This window comes from Litchfieldia alkalitelluris (assembly GCF_002153425.1).
Lineage (GTDB): Bacteria > Bacillota > Bacilli > Bacillales > Salisediminibacteriaceae > Evansella > Evansella alkalicola.
The window spans coordinates 3,634,781-3,658,160 of sequence record NZ_KZ119600.1 but is presented as its reverse complement, the minus strand read 5'-3'; the positions used below and the strand labels follow the sequence as shown (position 1 = coordinate 3,658,160).

The following is a 23,380-nucleotide window of genomic DNA, read 5'->3' as shown; positions in this document are numbered from 1 at the left end:
TTATATAAATTAAAAGGAGTGTTATGAATTATGACAATTATTGCTGATGTTTATGGCCGTCAAGTATTAGACTCTCGTGGTAACCCAACTGTTGAAGTTGAAGTTCATCTTGAAGATGGTGGTTTCGGCCGCGCAATCGTACCTAGTGGTGCATCTACTGGTGAGTATGAAGCAGTTGAGCTTCGTGACGGTGGAGACGCTTGGATGGGTAAAGGTGTTATGCAAGCTGTAAATAACGTAAATGAAACAATTGCTCCTGAATTAGTAGGTTTCGACGCACTTGACCAAGTTGGAATTGATCAACTTATGATCGAGTTAGATGGTACTGAAAATAAAGGTAAATTAGGTGCTAACGCAATTCTTGGTGTTTCTATGGCTGTAGCTCGTGCTGCTGCTGATTCTCTAGGATTACCATTATACGTATACCTTGGAGGATTCAATGCGAAAACTCTTCCAACTCCAATGATGAACATCATCAACGGTGGGGAGCACGCTGACAACAACGTTGACATTCAAGAATTCATGGTTATGCCTGTTGGAGCAGATACTTTCCAAGAAGCGCTTCAAATGGGTGCGGAAATCTTCCACAACCTAAAAAGCGTATTAAAAGGAAAAGGCTACAACACTGCAGTTGGTGACGAAGGTGGATTCGCTCCAAACCTTGGTTCTAACGAAGAAGCTCTTTCTACTATCATCGAAGCAATCGAAAAAGCTGGTTACAAGCCAGGTGAAGAAGTTCTTCTTGCTATGGACGTTGCTGCTTCTGAGATCTATGAAGATGGTAAATACAACCTTAAAGGTGAAGGTGTTGTTAAAACATCTGCTGAAATGGTTGATTTCTATGAGGAACTTTGCAACAAGTACCCAATCGTTTCTATTGAAGACGGTTTAGATGAAAACGACTGGGAAGGGTTCAAACTTCTAACTGAGCGTCTTGGTAAGAAAGTTCAATTAGTTGGGGACGACTTATTCGTTACTAACACTACAAAGCTTTCTCAAGGTATCGAACAAGGAATTGGTAACTCAATCTTAATCAAAGTTAACCAAATCGGTACTTTAACTGAAACTTTTGATGCAATTGAAATGGCGAAGCGTGCAGGATACACTGCTGTAATCTCTCACCGTTCTGGTGAATCAGAAGACAGCACAATCGCTGACATTGCTGTTGCGACTAACGCTGGACAAATTAAAACAGGTGCTCCTTCACGTACTGACCGTGTTGCGAAGTATAACCAATTACTTCGTATTGAAGATGAGCTTCAAGCAATTGGTCATTACGCAGGAAAGTCTGCATTCTATAACTTAAACAACAAGTAATAAAATTTGTTCTAAATAAAAACTCCCCGTCCTCGAAGTAGGATGGGGAGTTTTTTTAATCACTTATTAGTAGTTAACTCATTAACGATCGTATCGAGGTCTTCCATCATCTCTTTAATCGTTGTTGTAGTACTATTGAAATGTTGCAAATTTTTGTGTTCAGCAATTGCTGACATGTTTTTAAATCATATAATTATGGTTTGTCTCTAAAGTTTCACGAATTTGTTACAATCTTCGAGGAACATTAAATGGGGTTGCGATGTCCACTTTTTCATGGTATATTCAGAATACGTTTAAGTGCATGCATGGAGGTGTAGAGTTTGCTAATCGTAGCTCAAATTTTACTTGTTATCGTATCAATTTTACTTATTGCAGTAGTTGTCTTACAATCAGGTCGTAGCGCAGGTTTATCAGGTGCTATCTCCGGTGGTGCTGAGCAATTAGTTGGAAAGCAAAAAGCCCGTGGGTTGGAAGCTGTACTAAGCAGAGCCACAGTTGTTCTAGGGGTACTTTTCTTCTTACTAACAGTTACCGTTGCTTTCTTATTGTAATAATAAATAGTAATTATTAACGAAACAGCAGGCATATGCTTGCTGTTTTTTTTTGGTGGCGTTCACATAAAGTTCGGGGACCAGGTCCCCGAACTTTCCCCGAACTTTATCCTGAATTATGGCTTTACGTTACAAATTGAGCAATGTACGTGACAACCCCGTTGATTTTTAACTATGATGGGGTGGGAACCACAGGATTTGCACCAGAGTTTTTATGAAAAAGTGACCCCCAACTTTAGATTGATGTCACAATTTTGATACATATCTAATATGACTAAACTAGTCCCCTAATTTGGAACAAATACATAGCTTATTAACAACTAATAGTTTTTTTAAATATAAATTGGTGGTGAAGTAAAGTGATAGGATGCTTAGTCCTACATGGTTTTTCAGGAACACCAGATGAAGTTGAGGCCATTACGTCCCATCTTGAAAAAAGGCATTGGCTTGTGTATTGCCCAACACTACCTGGTCATGGAAGTAAGGACGGCTTGAAAGGTGTAACATATAAACATTGGATTTACGCGGCAGAGGTAGCTGCAGAAGAGCTTCTGAAACGTTGTGAAAAAGTATATGTCATTGGTTTTTCTATGGGGGGAATGATCGCAAGCTATATTGCCTCAAAGTATCCTGTTGAAAAGCTGGTCCTATTAAGTACGGCAGCATTTTATATTAATCCTAGGCAACTCGTACAAGATGTGGCTGGGTGGGTTTTAGAAGGGCTTCGTGGGGAACTAGAAGATGATAAGTTATACCAGTTCTATATGAAGAAGGTAAAGGAGACTCCAATAATTGCAACGAAAGAGTTTTCTATCATGGTTAGAAAACTTCGGCCACATTTGAAAAATGTAAAAATACCCACACTTATTATTCAAGGAGAAAGCGACGGACTCGTTCCTCCTAAAAAAAGTGCAGAGTTTATTTATGAGCAAATTCAGTCGAAGGAAAAGCGCGTCTATTATTTTCCGAAGGCGAAGCATTATATTTGGTTTGGGGAAGATAAAGAAGATTTACTAAAGAGAATAGACGATTTCCTATTGACAAAAAATAAAGTAGATATAGAAGAAGGAGAAGGAAACTAAAATGATGAAGATAAAACAGCCAGAGCCATTTACATTTGAAGGGGGAGATCGTGCGGTCCTCTTCTTACACGGATTTACAGGAAATTCTTCTGATTGTAGAATGCTAGCACGATTTTTACAAAAAAAGGGTTATACAAGTCATGCACCACAATACAAAGGACACGCTGTACCACCTGAGGAGTTAGTAAAGTATGGTCCTGAGGATTGGTGGGAGGACGTATTAGAAGGCTATAATCATTTGAAAAATATGGGGTATGAAGAAATCGCAGTTGCTGGACTTTCCTTAGGAGGGGTATTTTCCTTAAAACTAGGGTATACACTACCAGTAAAGGGAATCATACCAATGTGTGCACCAATGTATATTCGCAGTGAAGAAGTAATGTATGAAGGCGTGTTGGAATATGCACGGGAGTATAAACGACATGAACAGAAGCCAGAAGAACAGATTGAAGAGGAGATGAAATCTTTTCAGAAAAAACCAATGGCTACGTTGAAGTTATTGCAAGGACTCATACAAGAGGTACGTGACAATGTAGACATGATCTACACTCCTACTTTTGTAGTCCAGGCAAGGCACGATAAAATGATTAATCCAGATAGTGCAAATATTATTTATGAATCTGTGGAAGCGGAGAAAAAGAAATTGAAATGGTACGAAGAATCGGGACATGTTATTACATTAGATAAAGAGAAAGACCAATTACATGAAGATGTATTTGAGTTTTTAGAACAACTCGATTGGAATGTATAAAGTTACAAGAGAAAGGAGCGAAATATATGAGTGAAATGACAAAAGAAAAGCTTCTTACATATATGAAGGAAGAAGCAGAGCGTCCCCTAGCAATTAAAGAGCTTGAAGAAATAATGAAGCTTGAAGATTCGAGCCAGTTTAAGGAGTTTGTGAAACTCTTAAATGAACTGGAGGAAGAGGGAAAAATTGTCCGAACCCGAAGCAATCGCTACGGGATTCCGGAAAAAATGAGCCTATTGAAGGGCGAAGTTATTATGCATCCTAAAGGTTTTGCATTCGTTAAAACAGAAGAGGATCATAATGATGTGTACGTAGCTGGTGCTGAAATGAACGGTGCCATGAATAAGGACAAGGTTCTCGTTCGTCTACACCCTACTTCATCTGGTGCGAGGCCTGAAGGAGCTATTATCAGAATTCTTGAACGTGGGGTAAAAACGACGGTTGGAACGTATATTGACGACAAGCATTATGGATTTGTACAAACCGACGATAAAAGAATTCCAAATGATATTTTTATCCCAAAAGGGCAGGAAGGAAAAGCAATCGATGGTCATAAAGTATTAGTTGAGATTATCAAATATCCAGAGGGACGAATGAGTGCCGAAGGACGAGTATTGGAGGTTCTCGGACATAAAAATGACCCTGGTGTTGATATCTTGTCGGTCATTTATAAACATGGCTTGCCGTTGGAATTTGAACAGGAGACATTGGATCATGCAGATTCTGTGCCGAATGAAATCGATCCGAGTGAGCTTGAGAATCGTCGAGATCTACGGGATGAAACAATTGTGACAATTGACGGTGCCGATGCAAAGGACTTAGATGATGCGGTTCAGGTGAAAAAACTGGAGAATGGAAACTACTTACTAGGGGTTCACATTGCCGATGTTTCTTACTATGTGAAAGAAGGATCTGCCATCGATAAGGAAGCAGCAGAAAGGGCAACAAGTGCTTACTTAGTAGACAGGGTTATACCTATGATTCCACATAGGCTTTCTAATGGTATTTGTTCTTTAAATCCGAAAGTAGACAGGTTAACCCTATCCTGTGAAATGGAGATTAACCCTTCTGGTGAAGTTGTGAATCATGATATTTTCCAAAGTGTCATTAAGACAACAGAGCGAATGACTTACCGCGATGTTCGAGCGATCCTCCACGAAGATGACGAAGAGGTAATGAAGGATTATGAAGAGCTTATACCATTTTTTAAGCTCATGGGTGAACTTGCAGAGATTCTTCGCAAAAAGAGAATGGCACGTGGAGCAATCGACTTTGACTTTAAAGAAGCAAAGGTATTGGTAGATCCAGATGATGGTACGCCTACTGATATTGTGTTACGGGAACGTTCGGTTGCGGAACGCCTCATTGAGGAGTTTATGCTTGCAGCGAATGAAACAATAGCAGAGCATTTCCATTGGATGAAGGTTCCGTTCATGTACCGTATTCACGAGGATCCAGATGAAGAGAAGCTCAACAAGTTTTTAGAGTTTATCACGAACTTTGGTTATGTTGTAAAGGGTGCGGCAAATACGGTTCACCCTCGTGCACTACAGGAGTTGCTGGAACAGGTGAAAGGGGAGCCAGAGGAAGCGGTAATTAGCACTGTCATGCTCCGTTCCATGAAGCAAGCGAAGTATGATCCAGAGAGTGTTGGTCACTTCGGGCTATCAGCTGATTTCTATACACACTTTACTTCACCAATCCGTCGTTACCCTGACTTAATCGTTCATCGTTTAATTCGTACTTATTTAATTGAAGGAAAAACAGATGACGAAACGATTGAAAAATGGCAAGAGAAGCTTGGGGATATTGCTCGTCATTCCTCTGAGATGGAGCGTCGTGCAGAAGATGCGAGTCGCGAAACGGATGAGATGAAAAAGGTTCAATTCATGGAAGATAAAATTGGACAAGAATTTGAAGGGATCATCAGCGGTGTTACAAATTTTGGACTGTTTGTGGAGCTCCCGAATACTATCGAAGGTCTTGTCCACGTTAGCTACTTAACAGACGACTACTATCACTATAATGAACAACAATATGCCATGATTGGTGAACGTACAGGGAATGTATTCCGTATCGGTGATGAAATTGAAGTCAGAGTCATTAATGTGAATGTGGAAGAACGCGTGATTGATTTTGAAATTGTAGGAATGAAGGCGCGTAAGGAGAGAAGATTGGAAACTCCTCGAGTGATTGAAGGTGGCAAACGACCGTCTAGGAAAAAACGTGGTGATAACGGTGGCGAAGGAGGAGGCCGTCGTGGCCAAGGCAGTGGTAGTGGCGGTGGTTTAAACCTAGGTGCTAACCCACCAAATGATAAGAACGGTAAAAAGGGTAAGAAGAAAAAGAAGAAGTTTTATGAGAACGCTCCAGCGGCGAAACGTAATAAGGGGAAGAAAAAGAAGAAGAGGTAAGAGGTTCTTCATAGGAAAAACAGCAAAAGAAGCTGGGAGTTATGTCCCAGCTTCTTTCTTGGTGGTTTAGAAAGCTTCCATCACTTTGAAACTGCCACTAGAGATGACCTGGCCGTCCATGATGATTTTTAAAATATATTCTCCTGTGTATATAGGGGTGTTTAAATCCGGAGGAAACACTTATGTACCAGAACCATCATTGATGGGTTAATTGCTCAATTACCCTTTTTTTGGTATGATTAGGTAATGAGCGCTTTGAAAGAAAGGATGCAAAGACAATGGCAACCGAAGGAAAACTCATCGCCCAAAATAAGAAAGCAAGGCATGATTATCATATTGAAGAAACATATGAAGCTGGAATGGTATTGACAGGTACGGAAATAAAATCTCTTCGTGGAGGTCGTGGCAACTTAAAAGACTCCTTTGCGAGAGTAAGCAATGGGGAAGTTTGGCTTCATAATATGCACATTAGCCCGTATGAACAGGGGAATCGCTATAACCATGATCCTGTGAGAACACGTAAACTCCTGATGCATAAAAAACAGATCAATCAGCTCATTGGTTTAACAAGGGAAAAAGGTTATACGCTAGTCCCACTTAAGATCTATATCAAAAATGGTTTTGCCAAAGCGTTATTGGGTCTTGGAAAAGGTAAGAAGAAGTACGACAAACGGGAAGATCTAAAGAAGAAAGATGCAAATAGAGAGATTCAACGAGCATTTAAGGACAACCAATTAGGTAGATAATGGAGCTGGATGCTCACTGGAATAGCTATCCCCCATTGGTGTAGGTTACCATTTGAACTCTCATTTCTATATGTTATAATAAGAATTACCGTTAAGGTAGAAAATTAAATAAGCGATATGCTTAGACTTATTCTATCCGAAACGATTCCTAGTGTGCAGCCGACTATCAAATAAAGTCGATGTACCATCTAATGGGGACGTTCTGGATTCGACAGGGGTAGGTCGTGCTTAAGTCGCGGGCCGAGCTGGGTGTCCTCGTATAAAACGCCCATCGCCTATAGTTGGCAAAGAAGAAAACAACTTCGCATTCGCTGCCTAATAAGTAGCTGATTGCGGTTCCTCCCTTCATCGCCCATGTGAAGGATCAGGGACTCACTCTAAGTGGGATACGCCTTGCGTCCACCGCCTGAGGACAATAGGAAGAGATTAATCGGGATAGCTACACGGAAGCCTGTCAGTTGGCTGAAGTGTTAGCGAAATGCTAATAAACTGACTACGCTCGTAGACGCTTAAGTTACGTTATCTCTGGACGTGGGTTCGATTCCCACCGTCTCCACCATACATAATTATGGTGGTTTTTTTATTTTTTGTGACTTGACCTATTACTTGCCGTTTTAGGTAGGAGATACTTTAAAAAGCATTAGCTAAATATATGCTTCAAACTCCATTAAACAAAATACTATAAGGTGCTTCTTTATTTTAAGTTAATAAAGTAATAGTTGAGATTTGTAAGCATAATGACTTATAAGCTACTGAGTATAAGAACAAAAAAACTAGTAAGAACAGTCAGCTATTGTCGTTCGTCTTTTTGCATCAGGAGTTAGCTTTGATTATATTGTGACCATATCATCTGATAATAAGGAAGTAGCATCAGAAATCTCTACTTTTGAAAAGGGCGATACTTGTATTACAACGATGCAACTAAAATAGTGATCAAAACTAGCGAGGTGCTCTGAGTATTACAACTTTAATATTCTTAATCAGAGACACTAACTTCTTACCATGAAGGAGTTAGTGTTTTTTGTTTGCTTTTTTAGCAAGTAATAGAAAAAATAAAATAGAGTGAAACTTTTTACATGGTTATTCGTCCTTATGACAATTAAAAATAATCGCGAGAGGTGAAATAGATTGGAGTCCAATCCTAACAAATTAAAAATACAAAATTGGTATGGTCTTTATCATAAAGAGATTTTTCACTTTATCCTTATTATGATTGGAGATGAAGAACAAGCTAAAGACTTAACACAAGATACTTTTATAAAGGCGTTTGAACATATAGACAATTTTCAAGGGGTTACTAGTGATAAAAATTGGCTATATAAGATTGCTAGAAATGTGACGATTGATTATATTCGTAAGAAAAAACCAATCCGTTTTATGGTAGAGTCATTTACTACTTTAGCTTCGAGGGATAATTGCCCGGAAAAGATAACTCAGTTAGGGGAAATGGAAGAACAATTATATAAGGCAATGAAAAGAATTAAGAGGTCATATCAAGAAGTTATCTTCTTAAGAAAAATTAAAGAACTCTCTATTGAAGAGACTGCTGAAATTCTTGATTGGAATAAAACGAAAGTGAAAAATCAATTATTTAGAGGTTTAACTGCATTAAAACGAGAAATGGTCAAGGAGGGATATGAGTATGAAGGGAAATGAACATTATTCTGAATATGACCGATTATTCAAGTCCTACAACTCTATTGAAATAAGTGAACATGAGGAAAAAGAAATGTATGAAAATATCACTTATGGAATAGATAAATTGTCGAAAAAGAAAAGTACTTTTAAGTTTCTAAGCCCAGTTTTATCAACAGCGGTTGTTGCAATCATATTATTCTTTGGTGGATATTCAATCTATAACCACATCATACTTGATAGTATAGAATTAAATAATGGAAGTAATAATGCTACTAGTGACACGGAACTAATTAGACAAAAAATTAACGAAGAATTTGGTGTCTCTCCTTTAATTCCAGAGCATGATGAATATACTATTGGTAATGTAACTGTTAATTATTCAATACTAAACGGCGTGGGAGACTCAAATGATGAAAAACCTAGAAGTGTAGAGATACATTATTTAGTATCTACTAATAATATGCTAGATCAGAATCTGATAGACGAGTGGGGTTCAGCTGGAACTCAAGAGATAATCTTTGGAGATTTGTATTTAGATGAGGTTGCGATTTCAATCGAAGTTTTCAAAGGTGGATACGGCGAGATTCAAGGTGCTGAAACAATTGAAATTAATGGTCAACCAATCCAATACCAATTTGTAGAAAGTGACATTGACGTTGCAATAGTGGGCATTAATTTTGATGATTTTGGTTTAATGATTCAATATAACCTTTATCACGGAGAGACAGAAGAGGATATCAAGTCATTTATTAGTAAATTAATTGAAAAAAATGATTAAAGCGCGAAAATGTTAAAGCATCATATTAACAGAAAGCCCCCAAATCCACTTTGAATTGGGGGCTTATCACATTACTTAGTATTCTAAATCCAACGCGTTCCCTGTTACTTCTAATTCGTATTTAAGAACTTCCGTCCCAGTTAAAGCAACGCTTCTTTGATCTGGCTGACTTCCACCAATGTAAATTTCAAACTTACCAGGTTCAAGGATACGTTGTCCCACTTCATTAATAATAGATAGTTCACGAGGGGTAAGGGTAAAGCTGACTTCTCGTTCTTCATCAGGAGAAAGAGTGACATTTCTAAAGCCTTTCAGTTCCCAGTTTGGAACGCCCACTGTCGCTTCTACATCCTTTACATATAATTGAACAATCTCATCGGCTACTTGTTCACCAGTATTTTTCACCTTAATTGTAAATTCAACGTTTTCTCCCGCTCTGACAGATTGTGTGACACCTTCAATCGGTTCGTACTCAAATGTAGTATAGGATAACCCATAGCCAAATGGATATAATGCTTCATTTTTCATATAACGATATGTTCTGTTTTTCATAGCGTAATCTCTAAAATCAGGTAGTTCTTCCGTAGTTCTATAGAATGTAACTGGCAGTTTTCCTGAAGGGCTATAGTCTCCAAAAAGGAGGGACGCGATCGCTCTTCCACCTTGAGCTCCTGGATACCAAGCCTGAACGATAGCTGGGACATTTTCATCTGCCCAATTGAGTGCCAACGCACTTCCAGATATGTTCACTAAAATCACAGGCTTTCCAGTCCTATGGATAGCCTCTAATAACTCCTGCTGTAGTCCTGGAAGCTCTAAATTGTATTTATCACCGCTGCCGAAATCATTGGATTTGTGCATTTCTTCCCCTTCAATGGTAGCATCTAAACCGAGGCATATGACGACTACATCTGCTCGTTCTGCAACTGCAAGTGCTTCAGCAAAACGTGATTTTGGCTCATCTAAGCCAGCCATTTTTTCTTTAAATAAGTGACAGCCTTCTGCATAATAAATACGTGTATCTTTGTTTACTGTTTCTCTAATCCCATCCACAACCGTTACATATTCAGAAGCAGTTCCTTCATAGTTTCCTACTAATGCTGCTCGACTGTGTGCGTTCGGCCCAATAACAGCGATGCTATTCAGTTGGTTTTTATTGAGCGGGAGGATCGGACCTTCGTTTTTCAAAAGAACTAAGCTTTTCTTGGAAACTTCAAGTGCCAACTCATTGTGCTCTGGGCAGTCATTTAGTTCATATGGTGTATCGGAAAATGGGACGTTTTCAGGATTATCAAACATACCTAGCTTCATACGAGTCAACATTAACCGTCCAACTGACTCATCTAAGACTTCATCAGTAATCATTCCTTTTTCGTATGCTTTTACAAGGTGGACATACATGGAGCCGCAATTTAAATCACAGCCATGATTGAGTCCATATGCAGCAGATTCTACTTCTGTTTTTGTCACATGATGACCTTCATGAAAGTCTTTGATCGCCCAACAATCGGAAACAACGTGACCTTCGAAGCCCCAATCTCCACGAAGTATGTCCTGTAGCAGTGTTTTACTTCCACAACAAGGCTCACCGTTTACGGCATTGTAAGCTCCCATTACAGATTCCGCTTTACCTTCAATTACACAGTCACGGAAGGCTGGGAGATACGTTTCATATAAATCCTTCTTCGAAACTTCTGCATTGAATTCATGCCGTTCTGCTTCAGGTCCACTATGGACAGCAAAGTGCTTTGCACAAGCAGCAGTCTTCAAGTATTTAGTGTGGTCTCCTTGTAAGCCATGAATATAGGAAACTCCGAGTTTACCAGATAAGAATGGATCTTCTCCATATGTTTCGTGGCCTCTTCCCCAGCGTGGGTCACGGAAAATATTGATGTTCGGGGACCAAAACGTTAATCCTTTATAGATTCCGCGGTCATTCTTTCGAGCATATTCATGATGCTTTGCTCGCCCTTCTGTTGCAACAACATCGGCAACATTCTTAATTAGTTGATCGTCGAAGGTTGCGGCCATTCCAATCGCTTGAGGGAACATGGTAGACACTCCTGCTCGTGCAACGCCATGAAGCGCTTCATTCCACCAGTTGTAAGAAGGGATTCCGAGTCTAGGAATAGCGCAAGATTTATGTATCATTTGTGAGACTTTTTCTTTTAAGGTCATTCTTGAAACTAAGTCTTTCACTCTTTCTTCAAAACTAAGATTCTCATCTAAATATTTTGTTGTATCTGTTTCCATGGCGTTAACCCTCCCGAAAATGTATGTGTATAATTACTTGTAAAGCGTTTACAAAATCATATCATTCCTAGTAGGAGAACTCAATTGATAGTGGCGTATGGTGGGCGTTTTAGTAGAAATTCAAGCCTTCAAAATAATTGCTCATATCCCAATTTGAGATTATGATAAAGTAATAACATAAATAGAAATGGTTGTGAAAAAAATGAAGCTATCAAGTATCATTAGTGACGGCATGGTTATTCAGCGAGATAAAATGATAACGATTTCAGGGGAGTCAACATCGTTACAACAAATACACCTTATTTTTGGCGAAAAACAATATGAAACTACTGCAGATCAAGAGGGAAACTGGATTGTTAAGCTAGATCCAATGGAGGCTGGCGGTCCTTATCAAATGACGATCGAAGGGGACGATAAGTTAGTTATCAATGATATATTAGTAGGTGATGTATGGGTTCTCGCAGGGCAATCCAATATGGAAATTCCAATAAACCGTACACTTGACCTATTAGAAGCGGATGTGGAGAGTATACATAATCCTCAAATCCGACATTTCAAAGTACCACAGGAATATAGTTTCCATGATGAAAAAGAATATTTAGCTAATGGGCAATGGAAGAGTGCCATTTCAGATGATAAAATGCATTTTAGTGCTGCAGGCTATTTTTTTGCAGAAAAAATGTATGAAAAATATGGAGTACCAATTGGGTTAATCGAAACGGCAGTTGGGGGAACGCCAATTGAAGCTTGGATCAGTGAGGAAACGCTCCGGGAATTTGGTGGTTATGAGGAAGAGTTAGAAAAATGTAAAGATGACATATATATAGAAGAAACGATTATGGAAGACGAAAATCGTAACGAGGAATGGTATGGGAAGTTGAATGCGGCAGACGCTGGCATTCAGAATAGGTGGTTTGAAGACTCCGTAAATACGGAGGGGTGGAGTGATTTTGATGTTCCGAACTCGTGGGAGGGGACGGAGCTGGAAAGGGTTAAAGGTGCTGTCTGGTTCAGGACGGAATTTGATCTACCAGAATCTATGGTAGAAGGTGTTGATCAAGGGGCGAAATTGAAGCTGGGTACGATTGTTGATGCCGATGATACTTATGTAAATGGTACACTTGTTGGAAACACAGGTTATCGTTATCCACCTAGGCGTTACTCTATTCCAGAAGGGGTATTAAGACCAGGGAAAAACTCGATTGCCGTTCGTGTCATTACGACCCAATCTACAGGTGAGTTTATTAAGGACATGCCATATAAGCTCCTTGTTGATGGAGAAGAGCTAGACCTCCAAGGAAAATGGAAATACAAGATTGGCGTCCAAACAGAAGCATTACAACCACAAGTGTTTTTCAGAAATATGGCATCAGGTCTCTTCAAAGGAATGATTGCGCCACTACGGAATTATACAATCAATGGTGTTCTTTGGTATCAGGGAGAATCAAATGCTGCGAATCCAAGCGGGTACAGCAAACTGTTCCATGCTTTAGTTTCTGATTGGAGAAAATATTGGAATCTAGGAGAATTTCCATTTATCTTTACACAGCTTGCTAACTTCAGAACGGATGATGAAAAGCCAGAGGAAAGTACCTGGGCAGATTTCCGTGAAGAGCAAAGGAAGTCCCTTGAAAATCCTCATACTGCGATGGCAAGTGCCATTGATCTTGGTGAATACAACGATCTTCATCCTCAGGATAAAAAAACTTTAGGGCAGCGTTATGCATTGTGTGCAATGAAGCTCGCCCACGATGAAGATATCGTTTACAGCGGGCCATTGTTTAAAAAGATGGAACGTAAGGGTAATGAGATTCACGTGAGTTTTGACCATGTAGGCAGTGGGTTGACAGCTCACGACGGTGACTTGAAATGGTTTAGGATTAGTGGGGAAGATGGACAATTTGTTCCTGCTGAAGCGGTTATTAAGGGGAAAAATTCAGTCGTTGTTAGTGGGAAGGACGTTCATCGTCCACAGCATGTCCGCTATGCCTGGGCTGATAATCCTGAGGGAGCAAACCTGTATAATCTAGAAGGTCTTCCAGCATCACCATTTACAACGGAATAATAAATAGAAGAGGGAGGAGGAATCAAGGAGGGGAGCTGCCGCCTCTTGGGTCATCCTCCTTCTTATTTTTGTGTTTGTGACTAAAAAAATGTGAAATAGGCAAATATGACTATTGGTGTACTTAGTATAGTGTGATTTTTTGGTAAGGAGGTGAGTATGGAGAAAAATATGGAGATAATTTTTAAACGTTCATTAACAATAGAGGAAAAAGAAAAGGTAAGGATTTATGTAGGGTATTACCGTGGTATCGGTAGTTTTAAAGGAAATATGGCCTTGCGAATTTATCCAAAGAAGAATTTTTCCAAATGTAAACTATTAGAGTCATTAAAGTCTCTTGATATACCAATGAAAAGCATTGATGTGAGCTGAATAGCCAATCGGTGCTTTTTTATGTGATATTTGTTAGATTAGTTAGTACCGAATAAACAGAGAAGTTTGCTGTAGTTCATTCATAAGTAGGAAAACTTCGAATATATAATAGTAAACAGATTAAACAAGGGGTGATTCCTGTTAAATTACTTGTTTTCCTGACTGGCTTATCGCTGTTAGCGTTCATCAGGCTGAGGTTTAAGGAAAATTATACGGAGCCTTATGCGTTTAATAAGTTTATGGATCCAAATCACCATGTGGAAGGTAATAAAATAGAAACTGAAGTTGTACAACTTGATCATAAAGATAATTTAGTGGCCAACAAAGCTGGGGATTCTAATGATGACCTTGGTGGAGGAGAATAGGGAGACCTTTACAGATATATTGTAGGGGGCTTTCTTTTTGTTAGAGTATATGAGGTTGTAATATAGTTGGAATTTATGACTATCCTTGTTATCAAGCTGAAATAGTGCCCGAAGCTCTTGATTTATTGTTGGTTCGGTCACTGTCACAATGGAATAGTTCCCGGAGCTCTCCACTTATTGTTGTTTCGGTCACTGTCACGGTGAAACAGTGCCCGAAACTCTTGTCTTGATGCTGCTCCGGGCACTATCACGGTGAAATAGTTCCCGAAGCCCTTGTCTCGATGAAGCTCCGGGCACTATCAAGCTGGAATAGTGCCCGAAGCCCTTGTCTGGATGAAGCTTCGGGTACTAACACGCTGAAACAGTGCCCGAAGCCCTTGTCTCGATGAAGCTCCGGGCACTATCAAGCTGGAATAGTGCCCGAAGCCCTTGTCTGGATGAAGCTTCGGGTACTAACACGCTGAAACAGTGTCCGAAGCTCATATCTCGATGTAGCTCCGGGCACTAACACGGTGAAACAGTGCCCGAAGCTCTTGTCTCGATGAAGCTCCGGGCACTGTCACGCTGAAACAGTGCCCGAAGCCCTTGTCTCGATGAAGCTTCGGGCACTAACACGCTGGAATAGTGCCCGGAGCCCTTGTCTGGATGAAGCTTCGGGTACTAACACGCTGGAATAGTGCCCGAAGCTCATATCACGATGTAGCTCCGGGCACTATCACGCTGAAACAGTGCCCGAAGCTCTTGTCTCGATGAAGCTCCGGGCACTATCACGCTGAAACAGTGCCCGAAGCCCTTGTCTCAAAGTAGCTTCGGGCACTGTCACGCTGAAACAGTGCCCGAAGCCCTTGTCTCGATGAAGCTTCGGGCACTAACACGCTGGAATAGTGCCCGAAGCTCTTGTCTCGATGAAGCTCCGGGCACTATCAATCTGAAATAGTGCCCGAAGCTCTTGTCTTGATGCTGCTCCGGGCACTATCGCGCTCATATAGTGCCCGAAACCTTTGACTCGATTCTGCTTCGGGCACTAACACGGTGAAACAGTGCCCGAAGCCCTTGTCGTGATGTTGCTTCGGGCACTAACACGGTGAAACAGTGCCCGAAGCCCTTGTCGTGAGATGTTGCTTCGGTCACTATCACGCTGGAATAGTGCCCGAAGCTCTTGTCTTGATGCTGCTCCGGGCACTATCATCACTACTCTGCTATATAAAACGGAACGGCAAAGAGAAAGATGACTACTCCAGGCGACGAACAACAATCAATACTTTATTTGTGCATTGGGAAGTGTAAGTTATAATACAAAAAGAGTGTTAAATCAAAAGAACAGGGGTTAGTGAATATGGATAAAGAACTAATTATAAATAAGACAGAGGCTTACGTACGTAATGAGCTAGAAGGGGAACCTAGTGGTCACGACTGGTGGCATATTCACCGTGTAACTGAAGTGACGAAGAGAATTGCAAATAAGGAAAAAGGAGATCTTTTTCTTTGTACAATGGCAGCATTACTACACGACATTGCTGATGAGAAACTAAACGAAAGTGAAGAAGCAGGGCTAGAAAAGGTGCGAGAATGGCTAATATCTCAAGAGGTGGATGAGGCATCTATGGAGATCATTTTGGAAATTATCTCAACGATTTCTTTTAAAGGTGGTCATGGTCCTACGCTTACACGATTAGAAGCGAAAATCGTTCAAGATGCGGACAGGCTTGATGCCATAGGTGCCATTGGTATCGCACGTTGTTTTGTATACAGTGGAGCGAAAGGGAGACCGATGTATGATCCTAATGATGCACCTCGTGAGCAGATGACAAAGGAAGAATATCGATCCAATACAGGAGCGGCAATCAACCATTTTTACGAAAAGCTATTGAAACTGAAGGAATTAATGAACACGAAGACGGGAAAGGAAATGGCTCAAGCGAGACATGAATATATGGCAGGCTTCTTGGAGCAATTCTATGCTGAATGGGATGGGAAAAAATAAATGGGAATGAGCCTGGAACATAACTAAAGTGTTTAACTAGTACGAACAATATTAACAATAGCGCAGTATATTTCCGAAGAGAGTGTTCATATGTCAAAACACTGATGTTCCAGGCTCCTTACTATTGACCAAGGTTACTTGTTGTATGCTATCCCTTAGTTATTTTTAACATAGAGTTAGCATTGTATTGAAATTCATATGGGACAATCAGCTCTTCAACTACACAATCTTTCTCTACTAAAAAACTTACTAGCTTGTCTAAATGCTCATATTTTTTCCCCTCTAAATCTACTAAAGGAAAAATACGAATTTCTTTCTTCGTCACTCTTAATAACTCATTTAGTGTTTCAATATGAAATTGATAATCTAATCTGTCTGCATACGTAAAGAGAAAATGCGCTGAGAGAATGATATCAAATTCTTCCGTTTTAAATGGTAAAGAAGGTAAGGTGACAGGAATATAACGATTATTAGAATTCCTCATATGTGTATAACAATTCTCTAAAGCATTCAAACGATTGGTTTTAAGATCACTAATATCTTTGAAATAACTCCATTTATAATTCTTTTTGACCTTTTCCATTTGTTCCATCGCGTGTTCAATATCCTGGAGGCCTTTATTTTTTAAGTCTTCACATGAGTGATCGTAAGCGATATCACAGGCTGTTATCTCTAACCCTGCCATTGTCCCAAGAGCGGTAAATGAACAAGCACCAGCTGGACAATCTAGTACCTTTTTCCCCTGAAGTTCTTCTGGTGTCAGTGAAAACATATTCAAGTATTCTTCATATGTTCTCCCAATAAAGACAATTCTTTCTAAAGCTAACTTTTTCCTCTGCTCAACTTTACTCATCTAAACTCACCTCTTCTTAAAGATTATATTCATATTACCACATACTCGTTGGAAAAAAATGTTATCTAATAACATTCCACAACCTAATTTATCAATTATATGAAAATATATGAAGTAAGGTTCTACTATTTTTTAGTAGAATAGAAAGTGAAGTTTTCACAATTGGTTGTGATCCACCTAAATTGCAATAAAAAAATATAAATTATGAATCGGTAAAAATAGTGTAACCTTTTACGAAACAGATTCGTTGGATATATACAAAACAGTTAGCGTTCAAAGTCATTAGGAACTGGAGGAGGATAACATGAAGAGATCCGAACAAAATCACTCACTGGAAAAATCTTTTATTTCAATGGAGAAAAAGGTTCAACTTCAACAAACAAAAAAAGAGGAAATTCTTCAACAGATAAATACAAAGCTTGATGCAGAGTACGAAGCAAGTAACGCAAACAACAAAAGCGTAAACGGTGGAAATGATGGAGGTGCAGATCAATACCAATCTAAAAAGCCGTCATATAAGTATTACGGTGCCCTTGCTGTTGCTGCAACGCTGGTACTTCTATTGTTTCTCCCATGGATAGGTGATTTCTTAAATCAAGCAACATCAGATCGTCTAAATACTGGACATCCTGATCATTTGTATGAAGCGGTGAGAGAGAATGTTCCATATCCTGTCCACATTCCTTATATCGAAGGACATACCGTTGTTACAGCCAACTATTATGAGGGAGGGCTGTTAACATTCTCCTATATGCCTAATGATTTGATGACTCCTGACATGAAATCGGCTGCTGTCAGTGGAGAAAAAATGGAGATTCCTGATGATTACTATACAGAGCCATTCTATGGACCTTATGATGGATCGGCCTATTATTACCGAACAGAAGTTATGATCTCACCAGACGGACCATTCGAGTATTTGACTCAGCCAGTAACGCCATCGAATGCTAAGAAAATGACTTCTAATGGAGTGGAAATTAGTTATTACTTCAGTGATGCTCATACTTCCAAGGGCCATTTCCTAGCAATTATTTTTCATTTAGAAAGTAACGGCGTATTCTACCGTCCATATATTGAAGTGGACCGCCTCTTAACAGATGAGGAAGTACAAGAGAAGATTCATGAATTAGTGCCTGCATTTTTGATAGATTAAGTCCAAACGAATATCTAGCAAATGTTCTTACAAATTAAATAGACCAGGGGAAGAGGGGAGATGAGGTTGATGAATGCAGGCAACTATCATAGTAACTATCAACAAAAGAAGAAGTTAATCAACGATTGGTATCATAAATATAGTGATGATATTTATAAATTTATATTTTTTATGACAAGGGATTCACAGCTTGCAGAGGATATGCTCCAAGAGACCTTTCTCAAAGCATTTACACATTTAAATAGTTTTAATGGGGATAATGAGAAAGCTTGGCTCTTCCGTATTGCAAGGAACGCCGCGCTAGATTCCGTTAGAAAAAAGAAGCCACTGACTAATTTACTAGATAACCTACCTCTATTAAAGTCTAACGATCCATCACCAGAGCAAGTGGCAGAATTTAGTGATTTAGAAGCTACAATTTACAGTGTTCTTTCAAAAATGAAGCGGGCTCATAGGGAAGTCATTATTCTAAGAAAACTAAAGGATTTTTCCACAAAAGATGCTGCCCTCGTTCTCGGTTGGAGTGAAGCGAAGGTGAAGACGACGTTAACAAGGGCGTTGAAGTTTCTCCGAAAACAGTTGGAGAAGGAGGGGGTTCGTGATGAAACAGTCTGAAGACAGGACACGGGAATTAGAAAAATATTTTCTCTCCATGGATCAGAAGGTTCAGCTTCAACCAGGAAAAAAGAAAGAAGTCCTTCAACAGGTTAATAGTGGTATAGATAATCTGGAAGGAAGTATGGATAAAAGGAGTACATATAAGAAAAAGGTCAGTACACCATTAAAGTATTATCTTGTATTAGGGAGTGTTGCTAGTTTGATTCTAGTGTTGTTTCTACCTAGTGTCAGCCAGTTTATCGGTGAGTCGAGTCCGGATCGCTCACATTTAGAAAAATTATATGAAATAGTAGAAAAGCATACGACCTTTACTAATCGGATCCCAGTCTTCGATGATTTTCAAGTCAATCAAATTAATCATTACAAGGATAATACATTTGAAGAACTAAGGATTGAGTATATACCTAGAAATGTTCTATCTCCTGAAATAATAGAGATGATAGAAAAAGGAGAGAGAATCGAAAGACGAGACCTTCCATTTATTATCTATGGTCCTTATTGGTCACCACCATTTCCTAATAATATGTTTGACTATTATCAAATAATAGTTGTAGTTAGTAATGAGGACCCTGTTTTTTTTAATCATTCTAGAATAAAGATCGACAATGCTAAACTACTCGAAGTAGATGGAGTAGAAGTAAGGTATGTATTCGAAGATGAACAATTAGGTTTTCCTGTCTATAACAATCACCCACAAGAATTTAGATTTCATATAGAAACTGATGGGGCACATTATCAAGTTGATGTAATTCCTGACCCAGAGTTTGAAACGACGGAAGAGGAAGTCGAGCAACTAATGAAGGATATGGTGAGGGGAATTTTACATGCCCCATCTATTAACTGAATATGTCTGTGAGGAATATGTACCAGTGGACAGAGTTGTAATAATAAAAAAATGAAGTCCGCAGTGTTTAAAATTACTGCGGACTTAGTTGCGAATCTTATTCAACTGCTTTCACTGGAGCATCTTCTACGATTTCATCAGATGGCTTAACGAGTGCTTTTTTCTGCCACACTTTACTTCTCCACCGGAAATACATGATTATTGCTCGGATCCATTCATCTAGTAAAAGGGCAATCCAGACCCCTATGAGGCCGTACCCAAGATGGATTCCAAGAAAGTAAGAGAGAGGAACACTAACTCCCCACATGACGATAATTCCCATTAGAACAGGGAATTGTGCGTCTCCTGAAGCACGTAATGCACTAATAATAACAAGATTTGATGCTCTACCTGGTTCTAGTATAATTCCGACGATGAGTAGTGTTGTACCTAAGGCAATAATGTTCATATCAGACGTGAAAATACTAAACAACTGTTCACCAGTAATAGCTATTAGGATCGCACATACCATGGTAACACCTAAGGCCCATTTCAAGCCACGGAACATTTCCTTATAGGCATACTCCATTTTTCCTGCCCCTACAAGCTGACCAATGTAAATCTGCATTCCTTTTGACATAGCCATTGAGAAGATCACCATGAAATTTAGGATATTCATCGTATACACCCTAGTTGCTAAGGCACTTGCGCCAAGTAAGGTGATGAAAACCGTAATTGTGATTTGACTTAGATTATAAGAGAGATGTTCACCAGCTGAAGGAACACCAATCTTCATAATCTTTTTGACATACTCTTTTTTAAATGTGAAAAACTCTTTTAACTTTACTTTGACATCAATTCTACTGCCCAGCATCTTGATTAAAACGATCATTGCTATTGTTCTAGAAACTGCAGTTGCAATTGCAACACCAGTTACTCCTAATTCAGGTGCTCCAAATGCCCCGAATATAAAAACATAGTTTCCAAAGATATTTAAAATGTTCATTCCAAGGGAAACGTACATCACATCTTTCGTCATCCCTTTTGCTTGAAGAACGGAAAAAATAGTTAAAATTAGTGCTTGTGTGAAGAGAGTTCCACCTACAATAATCAAGTAAATCTCAGCATATGCGTATAAATCAGCCTCCAAATTAAAGAGCCTGAGGATGGGATGGCGTAAAAATACAATTACAGCACTTATGAATATTCCAAACAAAAGATTAAGAAAAACTGCATTTCCAATTGTTAAGCTTGCATCCTTTGGCCTTCTTGCACCTATGTATTGCGCAATTACTACCCCTGCCCCCATAGCTGTAAAATTAAAAAGGACGAAAGCAAACATCATTATTTGGGTGACGACTCCGATAGATGCTACTGCTTCATCGGACACGAAGCTAAGCATGAAAACGTCAGCAATGTTTAGGAAGGTCTGTAAGAATACTTCAATAAAAATTGGCCAAGTAATGGCGAATAGGGATAATTGTTTAATATTGTCGTTACTATTTTTCATAGAAAACCTCCATTGCTGCTGCAAACCACTTTTGAAAAACTACTATTTTGTAACAAAAAAGAAATATAAAATTTCTCAAGCAAATAATAGCCTGAGAATTACATTACAAATTATATATAGATTTGCTATGCTAAGACGATGTTGGATATGAAACCACAAACGCCTGTAATAATTTTGCTCTTAAGTTAAGATTCGCTATCCTCTACATTAAAATAGTCTCCATACTTATGTCTACTTTTTTAATCTAGTATCATTTGATATTTTCTATTAAATATTTTATATTAATGTATGTTCTTAATTACTTTACAGTATTTATAAGCCTATCTACAAAATTTGAGTGATATGGAAGAGTTTTTACGAAGAAATAGATCTTTTTACCTAAAAAATAGTAAACAATATGGAGAAAGTGTCAATATACGAAATATAAATGTAATATTAGTATTACATTCATGTCATTTAGTGATGTTATACTTCTATATGTGTTAGTAAGTTAATAGATTAACAAATTACAAAAATATACAATTCATAAATTTTAGTTTTTAACTTTCAGGTACATACTATGGCGGTTAAAAGTGATGATTGAAAGTGGGGGAATCCTTGTGCTAAGAAGAAAAATCTTTATTCTAGGTACAGTAGTCGTATTAGGTGTTAGTAGTTTTAGTTCTTTCTCTAGTGTTTCTGCAGAAACAGTGTCAGACTTGCAGAGACAGCAGTCAGAAATTCAAAGTGAAAGATCTGAGATTCAATCAAATCTTTCAGGCGTAGAAGAAGAAATTGCTGATGTAATGGAAGAGCTAGAAAGAATTAACGCTCAAATTAAACGAATCGATGATGCTATGGAAGAAAACCAAGCTGTTATTGATGAAACAAATGAAGATATTTCATTAGCAGAAGAAGAGATAGAAGAACTAGAAGCAGAAATTGAGGTTCTCCAAGCTGATATAGATAAGAGATTTGAATTATTAAAAGAGAGAGCTGCATCTTACCAAAAAAGCGGAGGTAATATTAATTACCTAGAAGTTATTTTTGGAGCAAAAAGCTTTGGTGACTTTATTGAACGTGTCATTGCAATTACAACTATTGCGAGAGCGGATAATGATTTCATTGAGACACTTGAAGCGAATGTCGCAGAAGTTGAAAGAAAACAAGCATATGTAGAAGACAAGCTCTTTGATCTAAATGAATTAAAAACAGAATTAGTAGGAATGCAACACCATCTAGAGGATCAGCAAGAGCATGCTGATGAATTAAGAAGAGAAGCTAAAGAGAAAGAAAAACAAAATAGACAATTAATGGAACAATTGATTGCTGAAGATAGAAGCCTGGCTGCACAAGAGGATGAAATTAGAAGAAACATTAGTGCACAGCGTGAAGCTGAGAGAAGAGCTGCTGAACAAGCTGCAGCTTCCCAAACAGCTGCAACGACATCTAGCAACAGTTCTAGTAATTCAACTAGCAACAGTAGTAATAGCCAAACAACTGCATCTAACCAGACGTTTAGTGGTGATGTGAACACTGTAATGAATGTTGGTAGAAGATATATTGGTAATTCAGTATATGGTCTTGGTAGAAACGACCCAGCAAACGGAGTATTTGACTGTTCTGCATTTACAATGTGGTCATTCGCACAAATTGGCGTTAACATTGGAAGAAGTACAGTTCAACAATCCCGCGTTGGCCAAAGGGTTAATGCAAGCAATATGAAACCTGGTGATCTTGTATTCTTTGACACTTATAAGAGAGATGGACATGTAGGGATTTACATTGGTAATGGACAATTTATCGGTTCACAAAGTTCAACTGGTGTTGCTATCGCTAGCATGAACAGTACTTATTGGAGCAATGCATTTAAAGGTCATGTTCGTCGAGTACTAAACTAATATGAAATGCGTGAGTGTACCCTTATGGGTGCACTCTTCTTATATTTATACGTTATATTTAGTCAAGAAGTTTCATCTATTCATAAAATCAATAATAGTATATGCCGCTATATTAAAATTAATAACCGAAATAGAGTTTCAATAAACCTTTTATTTTGGCAGGATTCGAGTTATTTGAATTGACTGTAGCCAGTTAAATAGAAGTACTGCTATTTTCGATAGACTAAAAG

At 38.8% G+C, this 23,380-nt stretch carries 19 protein-coding genes and 1 other RNA gene; 17 read left to right on the top strand and 3 right to left on the bottom strand.

The annotated features are described in order from the left end of the window. The first annotated feature begins 30 nt into the window (after positions 1-30). The 9 genes from eno (at position 31) to BW724_RS17565 (ending at position 9,277) form a co-directional block, all read left to right on the top strand. Positions 31-1,317: a phosphopyruvate hydratase gene (gene eno, locus BW724_RS17605; RefSeq protein ID WP_088076453.1), complete on the top strand. Its 1,287-nt coding sequence runs from the start codon at positions 31-33 to the stop codon at positions 1,315-1,317. 320 nt (positions 1,318-1,637) lie between these two features. After that, entirely contained in the window at positions 1,638-1,868 is a 231-nt protein-coding gene (secG, locus tag BW724_RS17600) for a preprotein translocase subunit SecG (RefSeq protein WP_088076452.1), read from the top strand. Between the two features lie 359 nt (positions 1,869-2,227). Next, complete coding sequence (locus tag BW724_RS17595; protein WP_088076451.1) at positions 2,228-2,950, top strand: alpha/beta hydrolase; 723 nt, start codon at positions 2,228-2,230, stop codon at positions 2,948-2,950. Between the two features lie 4 nt (positions 2,951-2,954). Continuing rightward, on the top strand, positions 2,955-3,701 hold the full coding sequence (locus BW724_RS17590; RefSeq protein WP_088078025.1) for an alpha/beta hydrolase: 747 nt from the start codon (positions 2,955-2,957) through the stop codon (positions 3,699-3,701). Positions 3,702-3,727: 26 nt separating this feature from the next. After that, entirely contained in the window at positions 3,728-6,115 is a 2,388-nt protein-coding gene (gene rnr / locus BW724_RS17585; protein ID WP_088076450.1) for a ribonuclease R, read from the top strand. Between the two features lie 278 nt (positions 6,116-6,393). After that, complete coding sequence (gene smpB / locus BW724_RS17580; RefSeq protein WP_088076449.1) at positions 6,394-6,861, top strand: SsrA-binding protein SmpB; 468 nt, start codon at positions 6,394-6,396, stop codon at positions 6,859-6,861. Positions 6,862-7,054: 193 nt separating this feature from the next. After that, positions 7,055-7,420: a transfer-messenger RNA gene (gene ssrA, locus BW724_RS17575) on the top strand. A 569-nt stretch (positions 7,421-7,989) separates the two neighbouring features. Further along, on the top strand, positions 7,990-8,517 hold the full coding sequence (locus tag BW724_RS17570; RefSeq protein WP_235849004.1) for an RNA polymerase sigma factor: 528 nt from the start codon (positions 7,990-7,992) through the stop codon (positions 8,515-8,517). Then, positions 8,504-9,277, top strand: a complete 774-nt coding sequence (locus BW724_RS17565; protein WP_088076448.1) for a hypothetical protein — start codon at positions 8,504-8,506, stop codon at positions 9,275-9,277. The genes BW724_RS17570 and BW724_RS17565 overlap by 14 nt, the downstream gene beginning before the upstream one ends. Positions 9,278-9,352: 75 nt before the next feature. Here BW724_RS17565 and BW724_RS17560 read toward each other — a convergent pair whose 3' ends face one another. Next, positions 9,353-11,530 carry a glycoside hydrolase family 3 C-terminal domain-containing protein gene (locus tag BW724_RS17560; protein ID WP_088076447.1) on the bottom strand — a complete coding sequence of 726 codons (2,178 nt, stop codon included), beginning with the start codon at positions 11,528-11,530 and terminating at the stop codon, positions 9,353-9,355. A gap of 202 nt (positions 11,531-11,732) precedes the next feature. Between BW724_RS17560 and BW724_RS17555 the strand changes: the two genes are divergently transcribed. The 4 genes from BW724_RS17555 to BW724_RS17545 all read left to right on the top strand — a co-directional run bounded on the left by BW724_RS17555 (position 11,733) and on the right by BW724_RS17545 (position 16,313). Then, a complete protein-coding gene (locus BW724_RS17555) occupies positions 11,733-13,595 on the top strand; it encodes a sialate O-acetylesterase (RefSeq protein ID WP_088076446.1) in 1,863 nt (620 codons plus the stop codon). A 156-nt stretch (positions 13,596-13,751) separates the two neighbouring features. After that, positions 13,752-13,964 (top strand): hypothetical protein, encoded by a 213-nt coding sequence (locus tag BW724_RS17550; protein WP_088076445.1) that lies wholly within the window; start codon positions 13,752-13,754, stop codon positions 13,962-13,964. 131 nt (positions 13,965-14,095) lie between these two features. Beyond that, a complete protein-coding gene (locus tag BW724_RS23295) occupies positions 14,096-14,329 on the top strand; it encodes a hypothetical protein (protein WP_140354994.1) in 234 nt (77 codons plus the stop codon). Between the two features lie 1,336 nt (positions 14,330-15,665). Beyond that, positions 15,666-16,313: an HD domain-containing protein gene (locus BW724_RS17545; RefSeq protein ID WP_088076444.1), complete on the top strand. Its 648-nt coding sequence runs from the start codon at positions 15,666-15,668 to the stop codon at positions 16,311-16,313. Positions 16,314-16,461: 148 nt separating this feature from the next. Here BW724_RS17545 and BW724_RS17540 read toward each other — a convergent pair whose 3' ends face one another. Then, positions 16,462-17,166, bottom strand: a complete 705-nt coding sequence (locus BW724_RS17540; protein ID WP_088076443.1) for a class I SAM-dependent methyltransferase — start codon at positions 17,164-17,166, stop codon at positions 16,462-16,464. A 304-nt stretch (positions 17,167-17,470) separates the two neighbouring features. Between BW724_RS17540 and BW724_RS17535 the strand changes: the two genes are divergently transcribed. The 3 genes from BW724_RS17535 (at position 17,471) to BW724_RS17525 (ending at position 19,781) form a co-directional block, all read left to right on the top strand. Further along, positions 17,471-18,319: a hypothetical protein gene (locus BW724_RS17535; RefSeq protein WP_088076442.1), complete on the top strand. Its 849-nt coding sequence runs from the start codon at positions 17,471-17,473 to the stop codon at positions 18,317-18,319. A gap of 69 nt (positions 18,320-18,388) precedes the next feature. Further along, positions 18,389-18,934: an RNA polymerase sigma factor gene (locus tag BW724_RS17530; RefSeq protein WP_176371454.1), complete on the top strand. Its 546-nt coding sequence runs from the start codon at positions 18,389-18,391 to the stop codon at positions 18,932-18,934. Continuing rightward, positions 18,921-19,781, top strand: a complete 861-nt coding sequence (locus BW724_RS17525) for a hypothetical protein (RefSeq protein WP_088076440.1) — start codon at positions 18,921-18,923, stop codon at positions 19,779-19,781. Before BW724_RS17530 ends, BW724_RS17525 begins: the two co-directional genes overlap by 14 nt. A gap of 97 nt (positions 19,782-19,878) precedes the next feature. Here BW724_RS17525 and BW724_RS17520 read toward each other — a convergent pair whose 3' ends face one another. Further along, complete coding sequence (locus tag BW724_RS17520) at positions 19,879-21,270, bottom strand: MATE family efflux transporter (RefSeq protein ID WP_088076439.1); 1,392 nt, start codon at positions 21,268-21,270, stop codon at positions 19,879-19,881. A gap of 599 nt (positions 21,271-21,869) precedes the next feature. Here BW724_RS17520 and BW724_RS17515 point away from each other — a divergent pair. After that, positions 21,870-23,150: a C40 family peptidase gene (locus tag BW724_RS17515; protein ID WP_235849003.1), complete on the top strand. Its 1,281-nt coding sequence runs from the start codon at positions 21,870-21,872 to the stop codon at positions 23,148-23,150. Positions 23,151-23,380 lie beyond the last annotated feature (230 nt).

Coding starts and splice junctions, on each gene's coding strand:
- BW724_RS17530 (WP_176371454.1), top strand. CDS start 18,389: ATGAATGCAGGCAACTATCATAGTAACTATCAACAAAAGAAGAAGTTA.
- BW724_RS17590 (WP_088078025.1), top strand. CDS start 2,955: ATGAAGATAAAACAGCCAGAGCCATTTACATTTGAAGGGGGAGATCGT.
- BW724_RS17550 (WP_088076445.1), top strand. CDS start 13,752: ATGGAGAAAAATATGGAGATAATTTTTAAACGTTCATTAACAATAGAG.
- smpB (WP_088076449.1), top strand. CDS start 6,394: ATGGCAACCGAAGGAAAACTCATCGCCCAAAATAAGAAAGCAAGGCAT.
- BW724_RS17545 (WP_088076444.1), top strand. CDS start 15,666: ATGGATAAAGAACTAATTATAAATAAGACAGAGGCTTACGTACGTAAT.
- BW724_RS17520 (WP_088076439.1), bottom strand. CDS start 21,270: ATGAAAAATAGTAACGACAATATTAAACAATTATCCCTATTCGCCATT.
- BW724_RS17565 (WP_088076448.1), top strand. CDS start 8,504: ATGAAGGGAAATGAACATTATTCTGAATATGACCGATTATTCAAGTCC.
- rnr (WP_088076450.1), top strand. CDS start 3,728: ATGAGTGAAATGACAAAAGAAAAGCTTCTTACATATATGAAGGAAGAA.
- BW724_RS17555 (WP_088076446.1), top strand. CDS start 11,733: ATGAAGCTATCAAGTATCATTAGTGACGGCATGGTTATTCAGCGAGAT.
- BW724_RS17525 (WP_088076440.1), top strand. CDS start 18,921: ATGAAACAGTCTGAAGACAGGACACGGGAATTAGAAAAATATTTTCTC.
- eno (WP_088076453.1), top strand. CDS start 31: ATGACAATTATTGCTGATGTTTATGGCCGTCAAGTATTAGACTCTCGT.
- BW724_RS17535 (WP_088076442.1), top strand. CDS start 17,471: ATGAAGAGATCCGAACAAAATCACTCACTGGAAAAATCTTTTATTTCA.
- BW724_RS17560 (WP_088076447.1), bottom strand. CDS start 11,530: ATGGAAACAGATACAACAAAATATTTAGATGAGAATCTTAGTTTTGAA.
- BW724_RS17540 (WP_088076443.1), bottom strand. CDS start 17,166: ATGAGTAAAGTTGAGCAGAGGAAAAAGTTAGCTTTAGAAAGAATTGTC.